This is a genomic window from Helicobacter muridarum, assembly GCF_000765805.2.
In the GTDB taxonomy this organism is placed as follows: domain Bacteria; phylum Campylobacterota; class Campylobacteria; order Campylobacterales; family Helicobacteraceae; genus Helicobacter_A; species Helicobacter_A muridarum.
In genome coordinates this window covers 59,010-78,837 of sequence record NZ_JRPD02000005.1, presented here as the reverse complement: position 1 = coordinate 78,837, position 19,828 = coordinate 59,010, and the positions used below count along the sequence as shown (strand labels likewise).

At 31.4% G+C, this 19,828-nt stretch carries 18 protein-coding genes; 11 read left to right on the top strand and 7 right to left on the bottom strand.

Annotation, left to right across the window (positions count from 1 at the left end):
- The first annotated feature begins 7 nt into the window (after window positions 1–7).
- Window positions 8–529, top strand: coding sequence for a hypothetical protein (locus tag LS73_RS03825; RefSeq protein ID WP_034557041.1), 522 nt, complete (start codon window positions 8–10; stop codon window positions 527–529).
- 199 nt (window positions 530–728) lie between these two features.
- Here LS73_RS03825 and mrdA read toward each other — a convergent pair whose 3' ends face one another.
- The 7 genes from mrdA to LS73_RS03790 form a co-directional block, all read right to left on the bottom strand.
- On the bottom strand, window positions 729–2,519 hold the full coding sequence (mrdA, locus tag LS73_RS03820; RefSeq protein WP_034557042.1) for a penicillin-binding protein 2: 1,791 nt from the start codon (window positions 2,517–2,519) through the stop codon (window positions 729–731).
- A gap of 3 nt (window positions 2,520–2,522) precedes the next feature.
- Entirely contained in the window at window positions 2,523–2,996 is a 474-nt protein-coding gene (locus tag LS73_RS03815; RefSeq protein ID WP_052089488.1) for a hypothetical protein, read from the bottom strand.
- 673 nt (window positions 2,997–3,669) lie between these two features.
- Window positions 3,670–4,398 carry an FkbM family methyltransferase gene (locus tag LS73_RS03810; RefSeq protein ID WP_104692165.1) on the bottom strand — a complete coding sequence of 243 codons (729 nt, stop codon included), beginning with the start codon at window positions 4,396–4,398 and terminating at the stop codon, window positions 3,670–3,672.
- A gap of 413 nt (window positions 4,399–4,811) precedes the next feature.
- Complete coding sequence (locus tag LS73_RS03805; protein ID WP_034556666.1) at window positions 4,812–5,138, bottom strand: hypothetical protein; 327 nt, start codon at window positions 5,136–5,138, stop codon at window positions 4,812–4,814.
- Window positions 5,139–5,279: 141 nt separating this feature from the next.
- A complete protein-coding gene (locus LS73_RS03800; RefSeq protein ID WP_034557324.1) occupies window positions 5,280–5,975 on the bottom strand; it encodes a gamma-glutamyl-CDP-amidate hydrolase in 696 nt (231 codons plus the stop codon).
- A 222-nt stretch (window positions 5,976–6,197) separates the two neighbouring features.
- The gene (locus tag LS73_RS03795) at window positions 6,198–6,950 is read right to left on the bottom strand and encodes a HugZ family heme oxygenase (RefSeq protein WP_034556663.1); all 753 of its coding nucleotides are present in this window, start codon (window positions 6,948–6,950) and stop codon (window positions 6,198–6,200) included.
- A 317-nt stretch (window positions 6,951–7,267) separates the two neighbouring features.
- On the bottom strand, window positions 7,268–10,252 hold the full coding sequence (locus tag LS73_RS03790; protein ID WP_052089429.1) for a Kae1-like domain-containing protein: 2,985 nt from the start codon (window positions 10,250–10,252) through the stop codon (window positions 7,268–7,270).
- Window positions 10,253–10,400: 148 nt separating this feature from the next.
- On the opposite strand from LS73_RS03790, the gene LS73_RS03785 reads away from it, so the two are divergent.
- The 10 genes from LS73_RS03785 (at window position 10,401) to nspC (ending at window position 19,420) form a co-directional block, all read left to right on the top strand.
- Window positions 10,401–11,207, top strand: coding sequence for a DUF5644 domain-containing protein (locus tag LS73_RS03785; protein WP_052089428.1), 807 nt, complete (start codon window positions 10,401–10,403; stop codon window positions 11,205–11,207).
- A 40-nt stretch (window positions 11,208–11,247) separates the two neighbouring features.
- Window positions 11,248–12,210, top strand: coding sequence for an HdrB C-terminal domain-containing protein (locus LS73_RS03780; RefSeq protein WP_034556662.1), 963 nt, complete (start codon window positions 11,248–11,250; stop codon window positions 12,208–12,210).
- 23 nt (window positions 12,211–12,233) lie between these two features.
- Complete coding sequence (locus LS73_RS03775; protein WP_034556661.1) at window positions 12,234–12,542, top strand: hypothetical protein; 309 nt, start codon at window positions 12,234–12,236, stop codon at window positions 12,540–12,542.
- Window positions 12,543–12,553: 11 nt separating this feature from the next.
- Window positions 12,554–13,402, top strand: a complete 849-nt coding sequence (locus LS73_RS03770; protein ID WP_081955472.1) for a TerB family tellurite resistance protein — start codon at window positions 12,554–12,556, stop codon at window positions 13,400–13,402.
- Between the two features lie 27 nt (window positions 13,403–13,429).
- The gene (locus LS73_RS03765; protein ID WP_052089427.1) at window positions 13,430–14,023 is read left to right on the top strand and encodes a tRNA (cytidine(34)-2'-O)-methyltransferase; all 594 of its coding nucleotides are present in this window, start codon (window positions 13,430–13,432) and stop codon (window positions 14,021–14,023) included.
- A gap of 113 nt (window positions 14,024–14,136) precedes the next feature.
- Window positions 14,137–14,703: a dCTP deaminase gene (gene dcd, locus LS73_RS03760; RefSeq protein WP_034556659.1), complete on the top strand. Its 567-nt coding sequence runs from the start codon at window positions 14,137–14,139 to the stop codon at window positions 14,701–14,703.
- Between the two features lie 326 nt (window positions 14,704–15,029).
- A complete protein-coding gene (locus tag LS73_RS03755; RefSeq protein WP_052089426.1) occupies window positions 15,030–16,421 on the top strand; it encodes a hypothetical protein in 1,392 nt (463 codons plus the stop codon).
- An 8-nt stretch (window positions 16,422–16,429) separates the two neighbouring features.
- Window positions 16,430–16,801, top strand: coding sequence for a dihydroneopterin aldolase (locus LS73_RS03750; RefSeq protein ID WP_034556657.1), 372 nt, complete (start codon window positions 16,430–16,432; stop codon window positions 16,799–16,801).
- A 64-nt stretch (window positions 16,802–16,865) separates the two neighbouring features.
- Window positions 16,866–17,819, top strand: a complete 954-nt coding sequence (locus LS73_RS03745) for a chemotaxis protein (protein ID WP_034556656.1) — start codon at window positions 16,866–16,868, stop codon at window positions 17,817–17,819.
- 29 nt (window positions 17,820–17,848) lie between these two features.
- Window positions 17,849–19,420, top strand: a complete 1,572-nt coding sequence (nspC, locus tag LS73_RS03740; RefSeq protein ID WP_233708788.1) for a carboxynorspermidine decarboxylase — start codon at window positions 17,849–17,851, stop codon at window positions 19,418–19,420.
- Window positions 19,421–19,828: the final 408 nt, after the last annotated feature.

The following is a 19,828-nucleotide window of genomic DNA, read 5'->3' as shown; positions in this document are numbered from 1 at the left end:
AAATGTCATGAGCCTTAAAACTATTAAGACGTTATTCATTACAGGAATGACTATTGTCATTATAGCTTCTGTGCTTGAAGTTTTCTTTATTCAAGATTCATGGAATTTGTTGTTTTATATGTCTATGGTTGGTCATGTTATCTTTGCTGTTGGCTTATGGCTTATGGATAAAATTGCAAGTAGTCCACTTTGTAGGTATTACATTGCTATGATGGCTATAGGTTGCTCTTTGCATTATTTGCAATCATATGAGATAAATGCTCTTGTAGTTATGATTCTAGCTTTGTTTTTGCTATTTCTTGTGTTTAAATATTTGGATATTTTTACAAAAGTAAGTGGCGAGCATTTATTTATAAACAGCTTTTATTGTTTTATTATTTGCTCTATTATTGGATTTTGTATTTTGAAATTTAGCAATATAGTAGAATATTCTAGCACTAGGACATTTATTATTGGATTTATGATATTTCCGGCATTTATTGTATATATTGCTGCTATTTTGAATCTAAGATCAATTAATAGTTTATAATGTTTAATAACTTATTTTCTTTGCTTCTATATTTTATAAAGGCAGTTTATTGCATATATAAAATGTGTTAACTAATAACTAAAAAAGATGGGATAAGAATATAGTAATACTGTAATAATATTTGAAGTGTTATAGTCCATATGTTAATGGAATTATTAAATAAAGGTCTTGATAAATGAAGCAATATCAAATAGCTATATTATTTTACATAGCCTAACCTTTGCATTTCATTTGCAAGTTGCACCAAAAGCGGACCACCGCGCCCACCGCTACCGCCATGCTCTATTAAAATCGTAATCACATATTGAGGTTTATCGTAGGGCAAAAATGCAGTTATCCAGCTTTGTGATCTATGCCAATAATCCATATCTAATTCTTTTTTACGTTTAACTGTATCTTGAGATATTTTTACTATTTGGGCTGTGCCTGTTTTACAAGCAAGCTTCACTTTTGCCCCTCTTGTTGTGCGATAAGCTGTGCCAGATGGATCAGAGCAAACTTGATACATTCCCAAACGTAATGCCGGAAGCTTGGATTTTTCAAAATCTGAAAGAACATTTTCAACCTTGATGTCTGCGGGATTCCCGCCTAGTTCTTTTACAAAGTGTGGTGTTACCATTTTGCCAGAAGCAAGTAGTGCTGTGTAACGTGCTATTTGTATAGGTGTGCTTAGGAATGAGCCTTGTCCTATTGAAGTAGTAATTGTATCTCCTATATACCATTGTTGCGAATGAAATCTCATTTTCCATTCTGGGGTAGGAAATACTCCAGAATTTTCATATGGCAAATCTACTCCTGTTTTTTTACCAAAGCCTAATTTGGACATAACTGCTGCCATATTATCAATGCCTACTACTTTGGAGAGTTTATAAAAATACACATCAACACTTTCTCTAATTGCTTTATACACGTCAGCACTACCATGTCCGCTTGCCTTCCAGTCTCGGAATTTATGACCATTTATATCAATGAAAGGAGGAGTTTGAATGATAGTTGATTCTGTAATATCTGCAAACTCTAAAAAAGACAATGCCATACCCATTTTTGTTACAGAACCTGGCGGATATTGACCACTAATTAACTTATTTATAAGGGGTCTATATGGATTATTTAGCAATGCTTGATATTTTGTGTGCGAGATTCCACCTATAAAGTCATTTATGTTGTATTCAGGATAGCTACCTGCTGCTAAAATTTCACCATTATTCGCATCCATTATGATTGCCGCGCCTTCTAGATTCTGAAAGACTAAATCAAGCTTTTCTTGTAGTCGCATATCAAGGCTAGTGTTTATATCATTGTTGCTTGTTGCCTGCACTTCCTCAATTAGTCTTAGCCGTTGGTTAAGGTTATTTACTTGAATCTTACGATAGCCTAGCTTTCCTTGTAAAAATGAGTTGTATTGTTTCTCTAAGCCTTGTTTGCCAATTACTTTTGTATATTTTGAAATAGGCTCTATTTCTCTATCTCTTGTATCGCTAGCACCGATGTAGCCAATAATATGAGATGCAGATGTATTATAAGGATAGAATCGTCTAGTTGTTGGAGTAATGATTATATTGTTTCTTTGTATCATAGCGGCATAAATGATTTGCATTTGCGCGTATGGGATAAATTCTATTAGAGTTACTGGAGTACGTCTATAATGACTATTGAATCTCTCATATTTTTCTATTAGTTCATCTCTGTTTGTGTCGGCTATGTATGAGATAATAAAGTTAATTTCCTCTTGGTATTGCTCTTTTTTTAGTCTATTTTTTAGTGCTAGACTAAATCCTAAGTCATTAATGGCTAATGGCTCATTATTCCTATCTAGGATTTGTCCTCTTATTGGTACAATAACCTCTGTTTTTATTGTATTATCAACAGATAGTTTATAGTAATATTGATGTTTTGCTACTGATAATACATAAATCTTAACTAGGATAATAAAAAATGTAATTGCAAATACAATATATAGAATCTTAAATGTAAGTGGTATTTTCTTCATTTGCTACTCTTTTAAAACAAAATAGCAATATATAGCAGTGCCAATACAATCTGCTAATAGATAATATATAAAGATAAAAGAAAATTGAAGCATGGGAATATTAAATAGGATATTGCATAGTATAATTCCACCGCAATATAATAGATATAATATTCCTATGTATAGAACCATGAAAGATAAATTTCCACTTAATATAGATTCTAGGCGTCTTGATATAAAAAAATATGTGAAGCAAAACACAATAGGCATAATGCCAAATATTAAGGATTTATCTAGTTCATAAAATGCCAAGCAAAGTAGCACTAATAATGGTACATATAATTGCTTATCATTAGAGTATTTATTAAATAGCGTAAATAGTATTCCAATTAATGGTGGGAGTAATGGATATATATCGCTCATGCTAGTATAAAATACATAAAATCCAACCGCTAGCAATGCAAGAATAAAGGATTTGATTTGCTTTCGTTTGTGCATAATGCTCTCGAGAGATTTTTAGCTAGAATTATACATTAATTATACTATAAGTAAAAAATAAAGTGTAAAATAACCTCTATTTATATGGATAATTAAATGTATTTTGTTTTAAATTTAGCAGCCCTACCTGTAACTTTGATAATATTTTACCTAAGTCTTTTATCTCTTCGTAGCGATGAAATAGCATAGCATCACACATGCTAGACAAGGACTTTTTAATAGCCTTGATGTCAGGTCATAGTTATGAGAATAGGGCATTTCAGAGGTTACTACATTACCGACAATAAAATCACTGTCACTAGAATGTGTAGCATGGCTTACATCTTTCTGCGCCTTCTAAGTTATAATCCTAGAATAACTAGTAAATATATTAGCGTGCAATTGAACTATCTACATTAACAAGTAAAGATTTCATTTAATTTTCTTTAAAACTGGTATATTTGATACATCTTGTTTTTGATGTTGTAGAGGCTATTATTAGAAGAATATTGTGAAATCTTTGGTAGGGAGATATACAGTAATTTAAAATATACTTAAGCCTCCTTTAATTAATGGCTATTGTCTTAGTGTTATAATTGAATAAAGATAAAATATTTATGATGTTAATGATTATATACATAAACTATTACCATTCATCTATACAATTTGCAATCTAAACTTGCATTTATGTATATTAATTTTCTTTAATGTAAAAATCATCAGCACCAAGTTTTAGAATTTTTTTATATCCTCTAACCTTTAAAAAATTATAAATATCATCTGTATTATAGTTATTCTCTATGCCTATAAGTCTAATGTCATAACTATCAAAATCAATGCTTTCTAATATTTTCATCTCACCACCCTCCACATCAATACTTATATAGTCAATTTTCTTTTGCTGCTCTTTCATAATAGTGCTAAAACGCGCCCCTTGCATTTTTATAATTTGATAGCTGCCTCCACACTCGGCTACTTCTCTATCTATGCGCTCTAGATGTCTTTTATCATATTCACTTACTATACCGCTTAGCATTTGTGGTCCTATAATTTGCATAAAAGAGACTTCTCCATCTGTATTACATAGGGCTACATTATATTTTTTAATATTTGGATTTGGTCTGTTTTCAAGGAGTTTTGGGTAGATGTTAGAATCGGCTTCTATGAGCACCCCCCCCCCCCATTTTTTGCTAGAGTCATTCTCTAATAGGTATGTATTGCTAAAGGTTATGCCGTCATTTGCACCAATATCTACAAAAAATAGCGGTCCCTTTTCGTCTTTATAAAAAAATTGCACAAATAGATCTTGTTTATCTTGAGAATAGCTTTCTCTATCTTTTTCTAATAGCCATTTGTTAAAACTATATTCTAATGTAGGAAAAAAGTAGTAGTATATTCTTTTAATATGTTCTTTTAGCTTCATAGCATGCTCCTTGATAAAGCAAAAATTGTATCATGATTTTATTTGTATTTTAGTTACATTAATCCTAGATTATTGCATGATGGTGAATATTAATTTAGTCAGCCAATCTATAGCTCAACTATTATGTATTTGTACTTTACTAATATGATAGAACATTTTATCAATAATGCTATATATATTTTTCAATTTCATTTATAAACGAATAATATTTAAGTCTTGCGGATTGTGATTTAATAATAGATTTAGTTTGTCTTAGTCTGTATATAGTATATTCTTAGATTCTTAACTAGGATTATACATTAACAACACATGAAAACAAACTATATGGCGAGTGTCTATTGTATAAATGTATCTATACAAAAGTTCATATTTAATGATTATTTTTTATGTGGTTATGAAATACTAAAGATAGGCTATTGCGTTTTAAACTTAGCAGCTCTACCTGTAATTTTAATAATATTTTTACCAAACGTTTTGTTTATTATCTCATAGCGAGGAAGTAGTATAGTATCACATTGATGCTCTTTAATAGCCTTATTTAATAGCAATGTCTGTAAGCCCGGTTGTTCAGAGTATGGCATCTCTGAAGTTACTACATCACCTATGATAAAATCACTTCCGCTAAACTGCACAGTAACTTTCACATTTTCATCCACTTTTGAAGCTACAACTTCAGAGCAACCAGTGAGTGTAAGCACTAAGGTAAGACAACTAGATAACGAAACTAACCATGGTTTCATAAATTCTCCTAATAATAAAATTACATTAAACAAGTAATCTGGTTGTATCAAAAAAAAAAAAAAAAACAAAAAGTTAATGAATATATCATACTTTTCATTGCATTAAAGACTATATTTTAGACATGCAGATTCACAGTCTAGCTATTTATCTCTAATATTATTTAGCCATTGTTGCAAAATTATGTTATTTTCTAAGCCATCTTTTCTCTCGATATGCCACATTATCCCATATATAGCATTTTTTTCATGCCTAAAAGCCTCTATACTATTATCTTCACATATTGCTAGCGGCAGGAGACTGTTAGAGAGTTTGCTAATGCAATAATTATGAAAGGAGTTACATGTATTATGTAGCTTTAATTTGGTATTAGATTCTGCTAGTTTTTGCATAGGGCTTATATTTTTGGTATATTTAATCTTATGTGTTCCCACATGATTATTGCATTTTGTAATTTCACTACCAAAATGCCACGCTATCATCTGTGCGCCGCGACAGATTCCAAGCAAAGGAATATTAGATTTCATACATATTTCAATAAGTTCCGCTTCATAGTCATCACGCATAATAGAGAGCTTGCCTTGTTGTGAATTTCTAATATCGGAATCTAAACAACAAGATAAGTCATTTCCTCCGCTAAGAATTACTCCTGCTAATGAATTTTTAAGCATATCAATATAGTGATGAAAGCCTATAGTATAACTAAGCGGCATAGGGATAAACCCATTTAGCGTGCGCCCTGATTGGAATAGTTCACCCCACTGTGTGCTTAATGTTTCTCTTATTTCATAATATTCTGTATGTGCTAATAATCTTTGTGTGATTGCTATGATTCTCATGCTTTTGCCCTTATTATGATAGCATTGAAATCTTTGGATTTTGCTAGCCTTATATTGCGAATTTATCATTATGCCTAGTTAATGATGAGCATTTAGATTCCAGCTAATTGGAATAAAGTTAGCTAATATGAAATATCTAATTAATTATTGTTAGCTTATTACAGTTCTTGCAACAGGCTAGCAATAATAATAAGCATCTAAATTTCAAGATTAGAATAGCAATTATTTCTTATGTGGCATAGCGTGAGGCATGCCTCCCTTGCCTCCACCCATATGAGATACCTCTCCATCTTCAGCAATTTTATAAGCCTGACCAAACCCCTTGACATAGCGACCATTTTTGAAGCTTAGTTTGACTAAATGAAAATCATTCATTTCTCGCACTGTGCCTATACCTCCGCTTTTACCACCCATTCTTTGTTCAAACGCGTCATATACCTTGTCAAAGAAAGAATCTCTTGGCATAAATTCTGCTTGTGTATCATAGATTAGCCTTTTTCTAGCTAATATAGTTTTAGTTTTTGCCTCATCTTCTATAAACATAACCTGAAGTTTTGGGTTGTTTTTTAGATTTGTGTAATGTTCAGCTATTTCGCTGATATATATGAAATAGTTGTTATCATAACGTAGCAATGGTGAATAACTGATGTTTGGGAAATTGCTTGGTGATATAGTAGAAAGCAAAATTGTGTTAAAAGATTCTATAAATTCTGCAATCTCTTGCTTAATGTTATCTGGTTTTTTGCTAATAGCACTACATAAAGCAATTATTGCGTTTTTATAGTCTTTTTCTTCTGTTTTTGTCGGGAAAGGAGCAAATATTTCCTTACTATCTGCTTGTATTGTTAGTCCTGTTGAATTAACATTAATTAAATTTACTTGATTAGCATCAAATCCTCCATATAACTTTACTAATCCCTTTAGCTCTTCTATATGGTGGCTATTCATATGTTCTTTAATGCTCTCAACACTCATTAGAGTCTCCTTAAAATAAAATTTCTTCATTATATTATATTAAAATTAATAGCGATTTTTATCAGTGTAAACATTTCTTGGTGTTTTGATTTTCAAGCCTAGTTGTAATACAAGTATATGTCTTTTGTGGCTATGATGTTTTAGATATGTGACATTTTTTGCAAGGTTATAATGCCGCAATGTAAGTAATTGCAAATCTAATATTCTATTTTGTTATTTTAAGATTTGCAGTATGAATAATCTAAAGCATAAGCTAAACTAAATTTTCATTTCAAGATTTAGACAAAGTTTATAGCCTTTTAGCTGTCTAGCAAAGATTATATCTGTGAGGCAAAGCCTATTTGCCCAATGCTAATGCTATAATCGTTGCATGGTAATCTAGGAAAAAAGCTATTAATGCCAATAGAATCTAAGAGCTGTTTAATCCTAGCGCATAGCACAAAGTTTGCAAATACACCCCCTCCAAATAAAACATAGTCTCCTCCTAGCTTCATTAAAGAATCTTTTATACAAAAGCTTAATGTATCAATAAATCTTAATGCAATAATGCTTTTATCTATATGCCGCAAGGAATCTTCAAACATTTCACAAAAACAAGCTGATATATCAATACCTTGTTGTGTGATTTCATAGGAATAGGGTGAGAAATTAATATATTTTAGTAAATATGCCTTGTGTTCTATGTCATTATATTTTGTGGATAGCTTGTAGGGAGATTCTCTACATTCTGATAATTCTTGCACATTAATAGCCAAAGATGCTATTAGCTCTCCACTTTGCCCTTCATAGCTAATGGAATCTAGTCCGCAAAAAAATCCGGCAATATCAAATAGTCTACCCACAGAGCTAGTATATGTAGAATTTAGTTTATTATTGAATATAGCTTGCAACATATCAAACTCTATTTTTGGCATGTTTTCCTGTAAATATTGCGTAATTATGTCTAGTCCATTTTCTAAGCAATAACTAAGTGTTAGTTTCTTGCAGTCTTTTATATTCCCTTCTCCGCCTAGGATTCTAAATGGTTTGAAAAACAGTTTACGTTCAACACTTTTCAGATTTCCTTGTAAAAATTCACCACCCCAAATACTATTGTCATCTCCTAGCCCACTACCATCAAAGATTGCTCCTATTCCTTCTTTTTGTCTTGCTTCTAGTAGCAATGCATTAAAATGTGCATGATGATGATAAATGCTTTCAACTTGTATAGTGTTGCCTTTAAGACGGCACATATCTGCTATGGAATTGGCTATCTTTGTGCTAGCATATTGATGATGCTTATCGGTGATAAAAATCTCTGGTGTGCCGTAGATGGATTCAAAAAAAGAAAAATTTTCTTTGAAATTTGCACAATTGCTTGCACTAAACAGATCTCCAAGATAAGGGCTAATTATTATTGAATCATTCATTCCAAATGCTATGCTAGATTTTTGCATAGCTCCAAATCCAACACTTAGCTTTTTTATTCTAAGTTCATCTTGTATTATATGTAGGGGCGCAAATCCTCTTGCAAGACGCAGGCTTCGTAGTTTTTTCGCTCCTCTTAATATGGATTTATTTGTTTGCGGGCTAATTTTGCTTAGCTCTTGCTCTTGGCTTTGCGTGTAGTTAGAATTAGAGCTTTTAGAATCTTTTGTCTTTTTTATGTTTGCTAAGTAAGAATTTTTAGGATTTTTGCTAGGCTCATCATTCTTTATGTCTATAGCAAAATCTGGTTTTGCTATATCAATCCCCATAAAAATGCTATCATCGACTCTATGTATTATATCCCTATTATATTCAAACACTACAAGGCTAGATTGTTTTATTTTTGCTATGTATTTTTTATCTATCATACTTTGGTTTGGACTATGAGCTTGTTTTATTTGTGATAATATAAATGCTATATCCAATTCTTTAATATCTGTTGCTATCATGTCTCCTTTTTTATTTGCAGAGGTATAGATTAATACAAAGTCCTTTGGAAGATAGCTAAAAAGTGATAAAAGTGCTGGTGTATATGGGCGCATAATTCCAATTGTAGCAAGATTACTTACCTCATTTGGTAAGTCGTATGATTCACTTTTTAGCGCAATGATAATCGGAGATTCTAAGCTTTGAAGTGCACTTTTGGCTTCATTGTTAAGTATTGCAAGATTATATAGCCTATGCGTATTTGCCATTATCACAAACGGCTTATGTGGACGTGCTTTTATACTTCGCAAGATATTTAATGATTCTATGCTATTGGCATTAGCTAAAAATGCAAATCCACCAAGCCCCTTGTATAGTCCGATTTGATTATTTTGTAGTGATTTTGCTAGCGATATGAATGCTTGTTCTCCATAGCCTTGCTCCTCATATGTTTGATTTTTGCTATTTTGATTCTTTATACTTATGTTTTGTTTGTTGGCTGAATTTTTCTCTTGTATGATAGGGCTTTTGTTGAAGCTTTTTGTGCATTCATTTATTTCGTAGCATCGAGTTAATATAGCACATTTATTGCAGCTTATTGGCTCTGTATGAAATCTTTTATTATTTGGGCTGTTATAATCTATTTTGCAATCATTGCACAAAGTAAATTGTTTCATAGATGTGTTTTTTCTATCGTATGGCAAAGATTCTATTATGCTATATCTTGCTCCGCAATTAATACATGATGTAAATTCATATGAGTAGAATCTAGAATCCTTGTTGTTCATGTCTTTAAGACAATCTTTGCAAATTCCCATGTCTAATGGTAGGCTAATGTTTATTGTTTGTGATTTTGTAGCTATTTTTGATTCTATGATGTGAAAGCCTTTTATATCTCTTTGCTCTATATGGCATGTAATGTAAAAGGAGTTAATGTATGCTAAAGATGGCTTAAATAGCTTACTGCTTATATTTTCATATGTTGTTTTTAGAGTTAATATTTCTTCTTTGTTAGGCTTAGCTTTTTTTATACTGGCTATTTCTTCTTTTTTGCATGCAGTTAGTATGGAAAAAAGCAATATTTCTATTTTTTCATAGTAATTATTATTTGGATTTGTGTCATTGTTTGTAAGTATGATTTCTGTGCAATCTTGCATATTTCTAACAAACCCACTAAGCCTTAATTCGTTTGCTAGTCCAAACACAAATGGTCTAAATCCAACACCTTGAACATTTCCAAAGAATTGTATTTGATAGGTTTGTGTAGATATGTTGTTTTTGTGTAGAATTCTAAGTGATTTTAGAAAATCATGTATATCTTCTTTTGTTTCTTTAGCTTTTTCTTGCAGTATGTGCCATTTACAAAAAAGTTTGTCTTGTGATATAAATGTTAATAATTTATTGCTCACTGTTCTCTCTTTTTGTTTTTTAAAAAAATGCTACGATAATATCCAAAACTTCATAAATCTGACAAAACAATTGTGTTCATGTTGAAAAACTCATGAAATAAGGGTAATATTATTCTTGTTATATTGTAAATTCTAACGAGGGAATATTATGAGACTATGTTTAGATGTGTTTTCATTTGATTCTAGAATAGATTTTCAAAATGGTTATGTACGAGTTGAGCTTCATTGTCCTCCTAAGTCTACATTAAAGAATGTGTTAGAAAAGATTCCATCTAAGTTATTTGGTTATCAAGAATTTGGCGTGGATTTGGATTTTATACATTGTAGGATTAATGGCATAGCTGTATTAGAAGATTTAGCAGTTAAGGATTTGGTTGATAAATTTGGAGTTTTGTGGGTTGTTGAGCCTCTTAGTAAAAGATATGTGAAAAAAGACTTGATTTTGGATTTGGATTTGGCATTTCAGAGATATCAAGGATTTTTTTATATGGCTAATTTTATCTATTCTTCTGAGAGAGAAGAGTTAAAGAAATATTTGCTTATTAACTTCATCGCTACATCTTATGATGATGAATATTATGGTGATGGATTCCTGCTTTATATCAAGTGGCTCATGGGTAGACATCCTATGCAAATTGCCAATCTCTTGCGTTTTATTTCTCATAAAGAAAATGGCGTATTCTCTCATATTCCTGTTGCTAATTTAATTTTTCCAGAAAATCCTATTATTGATGATGAAATACAATCTCTGCAATCACAGCTTATCAATAGCTCTCGTTGTCCCATACACAAAGGAGAATGGGTTTTTTTAGGAAAGCAGCTTGATATGGATTATGGGTTTCAATGTATCAATAAGATTCAAATTGATGAAAATGCTATTTCTCGTTGTCCAATATTTAGTGGTAGTATGGGTAAAATTAATATGAAAGAAATTTTGATAAAACATAATATTTAGCTATTTTAAGTTTTTTATATTAAGATTTAAGGATAGGGAAATGTATTTACTTTATGATTGTTTTACAAATCCAAGCCCATTTAGGGTTGCTTCTCAGTCTGTATTAAAGCATCTAAATATTCCCTATAAGGTGCTTAGTGGTAATGAGAAGTTTAAATATCATGGTGGATACTATGGTCGCATAGGCAAGATTGAATCATTCGTGTTTGCTAATGTATATAACATTTGGTTGGCTGCCAAAGATAATTATATATTACTTGCGTTAGAAGAAGATTCTTATGCAAATATTATTTGTGCTATTAGTTTTATTTATAATAATGAAGCTATTTATGATTTTATTGTTAAGGAAGCCAAGGCTAACAATATGCAACTTGATATTTCTAATCTACATAAGCATATATTATATTTTCCTAGCTTGCTTTCTAAGCATATAGATAATCTAGGAGAACATATTAAGCTACGTTTCATATCTGGCTCTGATATAGATAGTCAAGTTGGCTTAAGGAATGTTTATTCTGTTAGCAATGTTGGCAATATGCCTCGCATATCTGCAAATCAGCTTTATGGGGCTTCTGGGTTTTCTACATGTCTTTATTATTCGAATAGGCATTATGATTGTAATCTAAATTATGAATATGCTTGTTTGAGTAGAATATTTAGCGATATTGGATTACAAGCATTTGAAATGCCGTTTAGTATGCAGTCTTATACTCACTCTTTGTCATACAATGAAAGTATAGCATATCAAAAAAGTGGTGAGATTATGTATGCTGGAATTGATTTGGGTATAGATTTTCTATGTGTATTCTCTCAATCTTCATATAATATATTTGATAAACAATTTAAGCTTTGCACAAAACATTGCAAGCGTGATAAAATTGAAATTCCAAGTTTAAATTTGGCACAGTTATTGCTAGTTTGTATGGATAAATCTCAAGATGCTGGCTTTGATTTACATTCTATAAAGCCCAATTTTGTTTTAGGTGTTATCAAAGCTTCTTAATTTGTAATTTAGTTGGTGATGCTATGATTCCAGTATTAAAGATTTTTTTTGCTTGTTTTGTTGGTGCTGCATGGTATCACTTGAATGGTGAACAACAAGCTCCTGTTGCATTAATTCTATCTGTGATGGTTTTGCTTGCATTTTTTATGAGACCTGTGAAATATCAAGATCCAAAAGAGAGAGATGCTTATAGGTTAAAGATTCAAGAGGCAAGAGAAAGAAAGAGATTGATTGAAGAAAAGCAATTAGAAGAGAAAAAAGCATTGAAGAAGCAGGCAATGGAAGCAGAAGAAGCTCGTAAGCAAGAGCTAAGAAATAAATTAAAAATTTAAAAAGGAAGATTATGGAGCTAATATTGTTTTTTATAGCCGCCGGGATTATTTTTTATCTTGTTAAGAGCTTTAAGGTATATCTTAGTAATCCAATAAGCTCCTTAGATTCAGAGTCTTCTCCTACACAGTGGCAAGACATTCCAACTCAAGAAGTTATGATGACACCAAAAGAAAAGCTAAAGTCTTCAGAGTATGGTATCCTAGTAAGTATGTTAGGCAAATTGAGCTACGCTGACGGTAAGAGTTGTATATTAGAGCAGAAACTAGTTAATAGCATAATAGATGATATGGCTAAGGATTCATTACAGCCTAGGTCTTTGTTTATGGAGATTTATGAGGAATCTAGTAATGATGATATTAGGGATTTAGCTACATTATTTAGAGACGAAACTATTGGTCAATACAAAAAGAGAGTGAAGGTTATTGAGTTTATGTTTGCATTAGCTTATGCTGATGGATATTTTTCTCCTCAAGAGGAGGATTGCATAATAGATGTAGCTGCAATTCTAGAAATTGAAAATGAAGATTTTAACGCTTTATATGACGAGTTCAAGCAAATCAATCAAGATAATTATTCTAATCAAATGAGTGTTGAACGTGCCAAAGAAGTGCTTGGCGTTGACGATGATGTGAGTTTAGCGCAGCTAGATGATATATTTAATGCTCTTTTCCAAGAAAAGCAACAGCATATTCTAGATCATAAGAATCTTAGCAAGCCATATAATCAATCAAGTGCCAAAGAGCTACAAGAGATTTCACAGGCTTATAATGTTTTAACTGAACATTTATCAAATAGCTACCGGTCTCAAAATGCTAATAATAATGAAAGCAAGATAACAAAAACTAGTAGTATAGAATAATATATTGCAATTTATAGAGTATATTAAGTGTTTGACTTAGACTTCATTTCTTATAATATTGTTTTGGTCAATCCTGATATTCCTCAAAACACAGGTAATATTGCTAGGCTTTGTGTGGGTATAAATGCTTGCTTACATCTAATTCATCCCTTAGGATTTAGCCTTGAGTCAAAGTTTGCAAAAAGAGCTGGGCTTGATTATTGGGATAAACTAAAGCTTGCAGAATATAAAAATATAAATGATTTTTTTACTATATTTGATTCTAGAAATACAACCAAATCAAATGAAGCAATAATTTATGGTAATAAAAAATCATTGCATTTTGCTTTTAGTTCTAAGTCTAATAGCATATATTTTAATCATGATTTTTTTGCTAAGCAAAAGTTGTGTAGCTTAGGAGAACATTTTTGTTATTTCTTATACTTTGGTAGTGAGACTAATGGTTTAAGTAGCTTATTTGAATCTTATTTTGCAGATATAAATGGAGTTTATCTTACTATTCCAATGAGTGATGATTGTCGTTGCTTAAATCTATCTAATGCAGTTTCAATTGCTAGCTATGAGTTAATACGCCAATCGCATCTTTATGTAGTAAATTATTACAATAGCAATAATGTTTAATTTATTTTATTAATAGTTTGATATTCCTAAATGTTATGTAAATTAAATGATAATTGAAATGCTTTTTAGCATTCATGCTATAATTTCTAATTTACCATCATGCAAGGAAAGATATGGGTCTTAAATCAGATACATGGATAAGAAAGCAAAGTTTAGAGTTTGGTATGATTGAACCATTTGTTGAAGCTCAAGTTAGCAATGGTGTTATTAGCTATGGTCTAAGTAGTTATGGATATGATGTTCGAGTTAGTTATGAGTTTGTAGAGTTTTCTTGCAAAGATTCTTGTATTATAGATCCAAAGAATTTCAAGCCTGAGTATTCTAACTTTACCGATGTTAGAGATAAAGGGTTTTTTGTTATCCCTCCTAATTCGTTTGTGTTAGCAAGAACAGTAGAATATTTTAGAATCCCAAGAGATGTTTTGTCTATTTGTGTTGGCAAAAGCACTTATGCACGTTGTGGAATTATTGTAAATGTAACCCCATTTGAACCAGAATTTGAAGGGTTTATTACTATTGAAATATCCAATACTACACATTTGCCAGCAAGAGTTTATGCTAATGAAGGTATAGCGCAGGTACTTTTTTTTACAGCCGATGAGACATGCAATATAAGCTATAAGGATAGGGGAGGGAAATATCAACATCAAACAGGTGTTACGCTTCCAAAAATGAGATGATGTAAGCAAATAAAATTATATTTGCACTTATTTATTTGAAATTCTTTATATTCTCTTTAATTATAGTGTCTAGTATGCTGGTAACAATTACTTAGTGTTATAAATTTATTTGCGGTTAGTAATTTATTTATTTGTTGTATTTTTTATAGTATGTCATTGTTGGCTTCATTATCCCATGTTACAAATTTATTGGTAACTGTCGGCTGTTATAATTATTCATTTATATATGAAAAATATTATCTATTTTATGCTTGACTAAAAATAGAAATCTAAGTTTGGATTAGTTTTTGCTGTGAAATTAGGTAAATTTATGTTTTGGGATTTTTATGAAGAGATTTTTTGCAGTTAGAGATTTTAAATTCTTTGAATTTAGTTCTTTTTTGAGAATCTTGCTCGTTAAGATTCTATTTTTATTTTTATGGTGCAGAAATTGGATTTTAATGCTAATTTGCACTTGGATATCTTTACTTTATGTTGGTTTTTGTGCTACACCGCATAGTTACAATCGTAGCACAGATGCGCAAAATATTGTAGATGCTCTTTGGGCTAATGGTTTTCATGATCTATCTGCTTCAATTTTCTACCAACAAGCTTTTGGCGATGATTTAACTATCTTAGATAGCACATTTCTTGGATATTATGAGACAGGTAGAATAAATGGAGTAAAAGGTGGAATAGGTTTTATATTTGCTGCCCCCATTATTACATTACAGAATGGCACTAAGGAGCATTATGAAGATGTAAAGCAAATTTTTCTCTTGGATTCTATTTATGCAGATTATACTAATAAACAATATCATATTAATCTAATTGCTGGTAGATATAAATCAAATGAAGAGTGGAATACCTATAATTCTCAAGGTTTTGCTATAACATATAATGGAATCAAAAATACTTCTCTTCATCTTACAGCATCTTATGGAAGTGCCTTAGTATTAAATGAGTTTGTAACTCCATTTAGGACCGAGCTAAGTAGTTTTGGGGCATATTTGATTCGCGCTAGGATTGCCTTACCGCATCATGTTGATTTAGAACCATATGTGTATGTTACAGGATTCTTTACTGCATTTGGAATCAAAGCTCAAGCTGGCTATCGTATTTCAAGGGAACTTGAGATGGAGACAAAACTGCACATTGCTGCTTATAATAAATATTATAAAGCACCTCATACTTACAAAGTAGGCACTACTGGTCCTAGCCATAAATTTGAACAAGCATCAGATGCTAGCTTTAGGGCTGGCACATCAAAAAGCTTATCAGCCATTGCCTGGGTAGAGCAAGAGATGATATGGAATAAGTTCTTGGAAGTCAAATTAGGTTTGATTGGTGTTACTAACAGTGGGGCAGAATTAATTGATTATTATGGACATAAAGCACCATTTGAATATAATGTAGGCATGTTTTGGGGTGGGGCGTTTACACCTTATGCTGCTTTGGAAGTTAATATAAACCATGATTTTGAGTTAGAAGCTGGTATAAGAGGTACATTTTCAAGTTTTGGCAACATTTTTAGTATAGAGGCAAAGGGCGAATATGAATTTTCTTTATGGAAGAAATATATAAGAGGCAAGATTGGGTTAAGTTTTATAACACTGCATAACAAGACCGCATATCCATCACCAACTAGTGCTAATCCCGCAAATACTATTCCAGCAGCTAATTTCTACGGTGGTAATGCTTATACTCTTATTCGTGGTTTTGTACGAGTTTCAATATAAGTTTTAGTATGGCAAATTATATTAAGTTACATATTGAATCACTCAAGATTAAAGCCGTTATTGGCATATTGCCAAGTGAACGTAAAAGAAAGCAATATTTATTGGTTGATGCTATACTAAGTTATGAATATAGAGGAGAATTTTTGGATTATTTGATTATTAGAGATTCTCTTAAAGATATTGTTTGTCGGGGAAAATATGGTTTACTTGAGGTAGCAACATATGATGTTGCTTTTAGGCTTTTTGCTTTATATCCACTTATACAAAAAATTAAGATAAAATTTACCAAACCAAATGTAAGCAAGAATTGTCGAATAAGAGTTAGCAAAACATTCAAACGTTCTACTTTTGATGTTGAGTTAGCAAGGATTCATAAATGAATTGCCAAATTATGTGCTATGATTTGGCTTATATTCTGCATTAATTATTACTAAAGGCTCTAATATGTCAATGTCTAATATAGATCAAGTAACAAGTTTGCATAAAAATAATGAATTACAACTCCTATGTTTTAGGCTCGAAAAGAATAAGGATTTATATGCGGTTAATGTTTTTAAAATACGCGAAGTTGTTAAATATTCCGGTGCGCTTACTGTTGTAAGTCATGAAAAAAATTCTCTTGTAGAAGGGCTAATTACTATTCGTGAGTTAACTATACCTCTTATTGATATGAGAAAGTGGTTTTTTTATGATTCTAGTCTTCCTAATAAAGATTTACAGAATTTTAGGGTGCAAAGAGATAGAGGAGAGGAAGATATCATAATGATATGCGAGTTTTCACGTTGGACAATTGGTGTAAGAATTTATGAAGCTGATAGGATTTTGAGTAAAAAGTGGACAGAAATAGAACAGAGTGCTGGTGTAGGCGGTAGTAGTGGCAATGGTAAATTAGTGTCTAGGACGAGATATTTTGATGGTAGATTAGTGCAAGTTGTAGATATTGAAAAAATGCTTGTTGATGTTTTTCCATGGATTGAGGAAGAAAAGAATAAAGAAATGCAAAATATTAGACAGGTGAGTTCATCTAAAAAGATTCTACTGGCAGATGATAGTCCAACAGTTTTAAGGACAATGCAGGCAATATTAAATCAACTTGGTGTTGCTCATTTAGATTTTGTAAATGGTCAGAAGTTACTTGATTATATTTTTGATAGTAGCACCGATATAGATGATATAGGTTTGATTATTACAGACTTAGAAATGCCCGAAGCAAGTGGATTTGAAGTTATTAAACAGATAAAAGCGGATGCCAGGACTAAGCATTTGCCAATTGTTGTAAATTCATCTATGAGCGGCAATAGCAACGAGGAGATGGCATTATCCCTTAATGCAGATGAGTTTATATCAAAGTCCAATCCTATTCAAATAGAAAAGGCTGTTAGAGAATTAATGCTCTAGGATTAATATTTTAGATTGGTAAGCATGTTATGCGTCATAGATATATATCAAAGCCAAATAAGGTTTGTTTGCAGGAATATTTTTGTAAATTATTACATATTTATAATGATGAGGATATGGCTAATAAAAATCTGGCTATACATAATATATTTGAAACATCTCCAGATTTACCCTTGAATAAGTTGCCTATTGCATATTCACCTTTAAAAGATCCTATGGTGAATTCTTTTCGTGCTGATTGTAACAAATTAGAATCTAATAAGAGATATTGCGCTAATCTCAATCTTGCTTATAGCTTAATCCATTCTATTCCAAGTCCCTGCTATGTTCTATATTATAATGCCTTGGATTCCAACCTAAAATTGCTAAATCAGATCTCTCAGGCTAGTGGAGCATATATATTGGTTGCCCTTAAGGGATATAGCTTTTGGCGGGAGTTTGATGGTGTGCGTAAATATCTACATGGTGCTACTTGTAGCGGGGCTTGGGAGGCTCGTCTAGCATATGAAGAGATAGTTGCAAAGAGCAATGATTCTGTAGATACAAAACTCAATACCACGAATCTAGACGACAATCATTTATATACTAAGCATGTTTGCGTTTTCTCACCAGCCTATAAAGAGTCTCAAATGCAAGAAATTTTGCAATATGCCACCCATATTATATTTAATTCTTTTGCTCAATGGCATAGATTTAAGGGCATGATTGATTCTAAGAATAAGAAATTAATTGCTAGTAATAGAAGAATTGAGGTTGGATTACGTGTGAATCCTCTTTATAGTGAAGTTAATCCTCCAATTTATAATCCATGCGCACCTAAGAGTAGACTTGGTATTATTCCTATTGAGTTCCACAAGGATATAGAATCATATGCTTCATTATATGGGTATGCAGATGCGCAAAAATTCTTTGCTTCTGAATTTAGCGGTTTACATTTCCATACCCATTGTGAGCAAGATTCTAATGCTCTAGCTAGGACATTGCCACATGTAATAAAGCATTTTGATACATATATAAAGCTTTCTAATTGGATTAACTTTGGTGGTGGACATCATATAACAAGAGAAGATTATGATTGTGATTTGCTTGTTTCCTTGGTTCTAGACTTTAAGGCTAAATATCATAATATAGATGTATTCTTAGAGCCCGGAGAAGCGGTTGGTTGGCAATGTGGCGATTTGATTGGCACTGTTGTGGATATAATACAGAATGATGGTGAGATAGCTATTTTGGATATAAGTGCTAGTTGTCATACTCCAGATTGTCTTGAGATGCCATATCGACCTGCATGTTATAAGATCTCTATTGATACTGGAACTGGTTCTTTGCATATAGAAAGCGACTTAGGAGAGAATGCTGGGAAGTATCACTATCGTTTCGGTGGTCCTACTTGTTTGGCTGGAGATGTTTTTGGTGATTATAGCTTTGATAGTAAGCTTAATGTTGGGGATAGGATAGCTTTTTGCGACATGATGCACTATACTATAGTAAAAAATACTACATTTAATGGCGTTGAGTTACCAAAGCTTGGTGTAATTAAAGATGATAGATTCACTCTTTTAAAAGACTTTGATTATAGTTACTTCAAAAATAGAAATTAGTTGCCGCATATAATTTTTTAGGATTAGCTGCTCATACTAAAGAATCTAGCTTTATAATAATTTAGCCTGTTAGTGTTTATTATTAAATATTAAAAATCATATTACTATTTATTTTTATAGTTTTAACTATATTAGAAAACAAAGTTTAATAATCAGTTTAGTTATATATTTTTAGTTTTTAAAACTTAATCATTACTTAGAAATTATTATATTGTAAATCTCCAAAAAAGAATGGTAGCAAGTATTAAGTTAGTATTATTTACTTATAATTTGGTTTTAAAGTAGGCTTATTATTTTGTAAAGAGCTATATAGCATGGAATAAACCTTAAAAATGCATAAAAGAATTTGGGATTTGTTTAAATATTTTTCATTGCTTTAGCTTAAGTAATATTTATAGAATTTATATT

Bases quoted from the DNA above. Each gene is read 5' to 3' on its own strand.
- LS73_RS03800 (WP_034557324.1), bottom strand. From the start codon at position 5,975: ATGAGAATCATAGCAATCACACAAAGATTATTAGCACATACAGAATAT.
- LS73_RS03785 (WP_052089428.1), top strand. From the start codon at position 10,401: ATGAGACTATGTTTAGATGTGTTTTCATTTGATTCTAGAATAGATTTT.
- mrdA (WP_034557042.1), bottom strand. From the start codon at position 2,519: ATGAAGAAAATACCACTTACATTTAAGATTCTATATATTGTATTTGCA.
- LS73_RS03745 (WP_034556656.1), top strand. From the start codon at position 16,866: ATGTCAATGTCTAATATAGATCAAGTAACAAGTTTGCATAAAAATAAT.
- LS73_RS03750 (WP_034556657.1), top strand. From the start codon at position 16,430: ATGGCAAATTATATTAAGTTACATATTGAATCACTCAAGATTAAAGCC.
- dcd (WP_034556659.1), top strand. From the start codon at position 14,137: ATGGGTCTTAAATCAGATACATGGATAAGAAAGCAAAGTTTAGAGTTT.
- LS73_RS03825 (WP_034557041.1), top strand. From the start codon at position 8: ATGAGCCTTAAAACTATTAAGACGTTATTCATTACAGGAATGACTATT.
- nspC (WP_233708788.1), top strand. From the start codon at position 17,849: ATGCGTCATAGATATATATCAAAGCCAAATAAGGTTTGTTTGCAGGAA.
- LS73_RS03780 (WP_034556662.1), top strand. From the start codon at position 11,248: ATGTATTTACTTTATGATTGTTTTACAAATCCAAGCCCATTTAGGGTT.
- LS73_RS03815 (WP_052089488.1), bottom strand. From the start codon at position 2,996: ATGCACAAACGAAAGCAAATCAAATCCTTTATTCTTGCATTGCTAGCG.
- LS73_RS03805 (WP_034556666.1), bottom strand. From the start codon at position 5,138: ATGAAACCATGGTTAGTTTCGTTATCTAGTTGTCTTACCTTAGTGCTT.
- LS73_RS03770 (WP_081955472.1), top strand. From the start codon at position 12,554: ATGGAGCTAATATTGTTTTTTATAGCCGCCGGGATTATTTTTTATCTT.
- LS73_RS03775 (WP_034556661.1), top strand. From the start codon at position 12,234: ATGATTCCAGTATTAAAGATTTTTTTTGCTTGTTTTGTTGGTGCTGCA.
- LS73_RS03755 (WP_052089426.1), top strand. From the start codon at position 15,030: ATGAAGAGATTTTTTGCAGTTAGAGATTTTAAATTCTTTGAATTTAGT.
- LS73_RS03810 (WP_104692165.1), bottom strand. From the start codon at position 4,398: ATGAAGCTAAAAGAACATATTAAAAGAATATACTACTACTTTTTTCCT.
- LS73_RS03795 (WP_034556663.1), bottom strand. From the start codon at position 6,950: ATGAGTGTTGAGAGCATTAAAGAACATATGAATAGCCACCATATAGAA.